Origin of the sequence: Klebsiella sp. Ech2A (genome assembly GCF_030078455.1) — a bacterium.
Lineage (GTDB): Bacteria > Pseudomonadota > Gammaproteobacteria > Enterobacterales > Enterobacteriaceae > Klebsiella > Klebsiella terrigena.
Window position 1 is genome coordinate 1 of sequence record NZ_JAQGFU010000328.1, and the last position, 2905, is coordinate 2905.

Sequence of the window (2905 nt, forward strand, 5' to 3'; positions counted from 1 at the left end):
GCTTGCCGGGGGGGCTGGCGATGCCAAGATCGCCGTGCGCGAGCCGGGTCAGATAGTGCCAGAACTGGACCGGCAGCGGCCGGTCAAGGCCGAGCTGATGGCGTACCTGATCGTAGGTGGACTGGCTGGCGTGGTCGCCGACGATTTGCAAAACCCGGTCAACCGGCGACAGCGCCGAGAGCGCGAAGGTCACCAGCAGCAGGCCGAGCAGGGTCAGCGCCAGGGTCAGCAGTCCCTGAAATAGCGCGAGCAGAGGGCGCTTTGCGCGCCGCTCCGCTCCGGTGGGTGAAACAGCAGACATGGTTATTCCGTAGGTAAAGGGTGCCGTGTGAACGTTGCGGAGAACATCCCCGGAGCGCGGCGTAAATCCGCGTCCGGGTGGCTAAAGCGTCGCTATTTGCTGACCCGATCGTACCAGACCATATCAGCGTTCAGCCCCTGCTGGTAGCCCTTGACGTTGTCGCGAACCACGATCTGCGTTTTCCCCTGATCGACAAACACGTACGGCGAGCTGCGCTGCAGCTCTTCCTGCATCTGTTTATAGAGTCCGAGGCGTTTGGCGGCATCCGGCTCGGCCACCGCCGCGAGGGTGGCTTTATTCAGCTCCGGGATTTGCCAGCCGTTAAGACCCGCCACGGTGCTCGACTTCCCGTCGTTGTAAGCAAAGGCGCTGGCGTTGGAGTGGGCGTCGAAGTAGTCGGGGATCCACAGGCGAATCGCCGCCTGATGCTGCTTCGCCCGCACGCGGGCGTACACCTGGCTGCCGGCCGCCGGCAGCAGATCGATCTTCACCCCGCCCTGGGCGAAGCTGGCCTGCATGGACTGGGCGATGGTGATAAACGGCGGCTTGTTTTCGACATCAAGGGTGAAGTGGGCGTCTTTAATTCCGGCTTTGGCGAGGATCGCTTTGGCCTTCGCCGGGTCGAATTTAAACGGATTGTTGTCCAGCGCCCCCGGCAGACCCACCGGCAGGAAGCTCTGGTGGACAAAATACTGGCCCTTGAGCAGGTCCTTCGTGATGCCGTCGTAATCCACCAGCCAGCGCGCGGCTTCCCACAGCGCCGGGTTTTTCAGCAGCGGGTTGGCGGCGTTGCCGGCGTTAAATACCAGATAGTTCTGTTCCGCCGACGGAATGCTCAGCACCTTCACGCCGGGCTTGTCCTGCAGAGCGGCAATCTGATCGGCGCCGAGGTCGCGCGCCACGTCGGCGTCACCCTGCTGGATCAGCAGGCGGCGGGAGGCCGGATCGGGCACGTTCTTGATGATGATGCTTTTCAGCTTCGGCGCGCCGGTGGGCGAGCTGTCGTTGGCCTCCAGCACGATGGCCTGATGCGGCTGGTAAACGCGCATTTTGAAGGCTCCGCTGCCCGCCGAGTGCATCTTCAGCCAGCCGTTGCCGAAATCGTTATCTTTGGCATTCGGCGCCACCAGCTTTTCATCGACGATAGAGGCGATAGGCGTGGAGAGAATATTCAGCGCCACCGCCGGGCTCACCTCGGCGGTCCAGTGCAGCACCAGCGTGTGGTCATCCACCTTCTTCAGCTGGCCGGCAATATTGTCCGGCTGCCAGCCGAGGACGTTGAGGATAAAGGCCGGCGATTTATTCAGGGTCACCGCGCGGGTGTAGGAGAAGATAATATCTTCCGGGCGTACCGGGTTGCCGGAGGCGAACTTCGCCTCGGGCTTGACCTTCACGGTCAGCGTTTTCGCCGCCGGGTCCGCCTGCCAGCTTTCGGCCAGAACGGGGGTGATTTTTTCAGGGTTGTCGCGGTCCGGCTGCACCAGGCGCTGGTAGAGGCTCGGTACCGTTTGAATGCTGGAGAGTTCGTTGGCTTCCGCCGGGTCGAGGCTGACGATGTCGTCGAGGCCCTGGGCAACCACCAGGGTGGTTGGCGGCGTGGCGGCATGAACGGCGGCGGATAGCGCGGTCAGCACCAGTAATGACAGCAGTTTTTTAGTCATGAGCAATCCCTGAAAAATGATGTTTTGATTATTGATGTGCCGCTAAATTAGGCCCCTTCACCAAAGGCGTAAAGTCAAAATGCGGATAAGCTTATGCTTAAAAAGCATAATCAATATCATCGGGCGATGAGTGAAAAGTTACGCCGCCGGCTTTCTGCGCGCCGCGCTTCTTGATATAACAATTTGATCACAATTTAACGGAACGTGAAAATGCCGGAAATCAATCAGTATGGCCAGCAGGTGAACGATGTGGTCGTTGGCTGGCAGGGCGCCAGCGTGCTAAAGCGCAGCGCGTTAACGGGACGCTATTGCCGGCTTGAGCCGCTGGATACCCGGCGACACGCCGCCGATCTGTTTGCCGCCTACGCCCTGGGCGACGGCAGCGACTGGACCTGGCTTGCCAGCACGCGCCCCGAAACCGTGGAGGCTACCGCGCACTGGGTGGCAGGCAAAGTCGGCGACGACGCGCTGGTCCCCTTTGCGGTTATCGATCTCGGCTCCGGCCAGGCGGTGGGGCTGGTGAGCTTTATGGCCATTGAGCAGGCGATGGGCTCGGTGGAGATCGGCCACGTCACCTGGTCGCGGAAGATGAAAAATACCCCGCTGGGCACCGAGGCGGTTTGGCTGCTGCTGAAGTACGCGTTCGCCGCCGGCTATCGGCGCCTGGAGTGGAAGTGCGACTCGATGAATATCGCCTCCCGCCGGGCCGCCGAGCGGCTGGGCTTTACCTGGGAGGGGCGCCTGCGCCAGAAGATGGTGCGCAAGGCGCGCAGCCGCGACAGCGATATGCTGTCGATTATCGACGGCGAATGGCCGCAGCGCGACGCCGAACTGCGGGCGTGGCTGGCGGCGGACAACTTCGATGCCGAGGGGCGGCAGATAAAGCGGCTGGATGAGTTCCGGGAAGCAATCTCCCCCGCCTGAATAACCGGAGGGGGAGGCG

General features: G+C 62.0%; 2 protein-coding genes and 1 pseudogene. 1 reads left to right on the top strand and 2 read right to left on the bottom strand.

Annotated elements, in window-relative coordinates:
- Window positions 1-301 (bottom strand): annotated as a pseudogene (locus tag PFH44_RS26385) (ABC transporter permease); the annotation flags it as partial.
- 92 nt (window positions 302-393) lie between these two features.
- Window positions 394-1962, bottom strand: a complete 1569-nt coding sequence (locus PFH44_RS26390) for an ABC transporter substrate-binding protein (protein WP_283826667.1) — start codon at window positions 1960-1962, stop codon at window positions 394-396.
- A 210-nt stretch (window positions 1963-2172) separates the two neighbouring features.
- On the opposite strand from PFH44_RS26390, the gene PFH44_RS26395 reads away from it, so the two are divergent.
- Window positions 2173-2886 (top strand): GNAT family N-acetyltransferase, encoded by a 714-nt coding sequence (locus PFH44_RS26395; protein WP_241722057.1) that lies wholly within the window; start codon window positions 2173-2175, stop codon window positions 2884-2886.
- The last annotated feature ends 19 nt before the right edge of the window (window positions 2887-2905 follow it).

What these genes read in the sequence shown, in the direction of transcription:
- PFH44_RS26390 (WP_283826667.1), bottom strand. Translation starts at nt 1,962, where the DNA reads ATGACTAAAAAACTGCTGTCATTACTGGTGCTGACCGCGCTATCCGCC.
- PFH44_RS26395 (WP_241722057.1), top strand. Translation starts at nt 2,173, where the DNA reads ATGCCGGAAATCAATCAGTATGGCCAGCAGGTGAACGATGTGGTCGTT.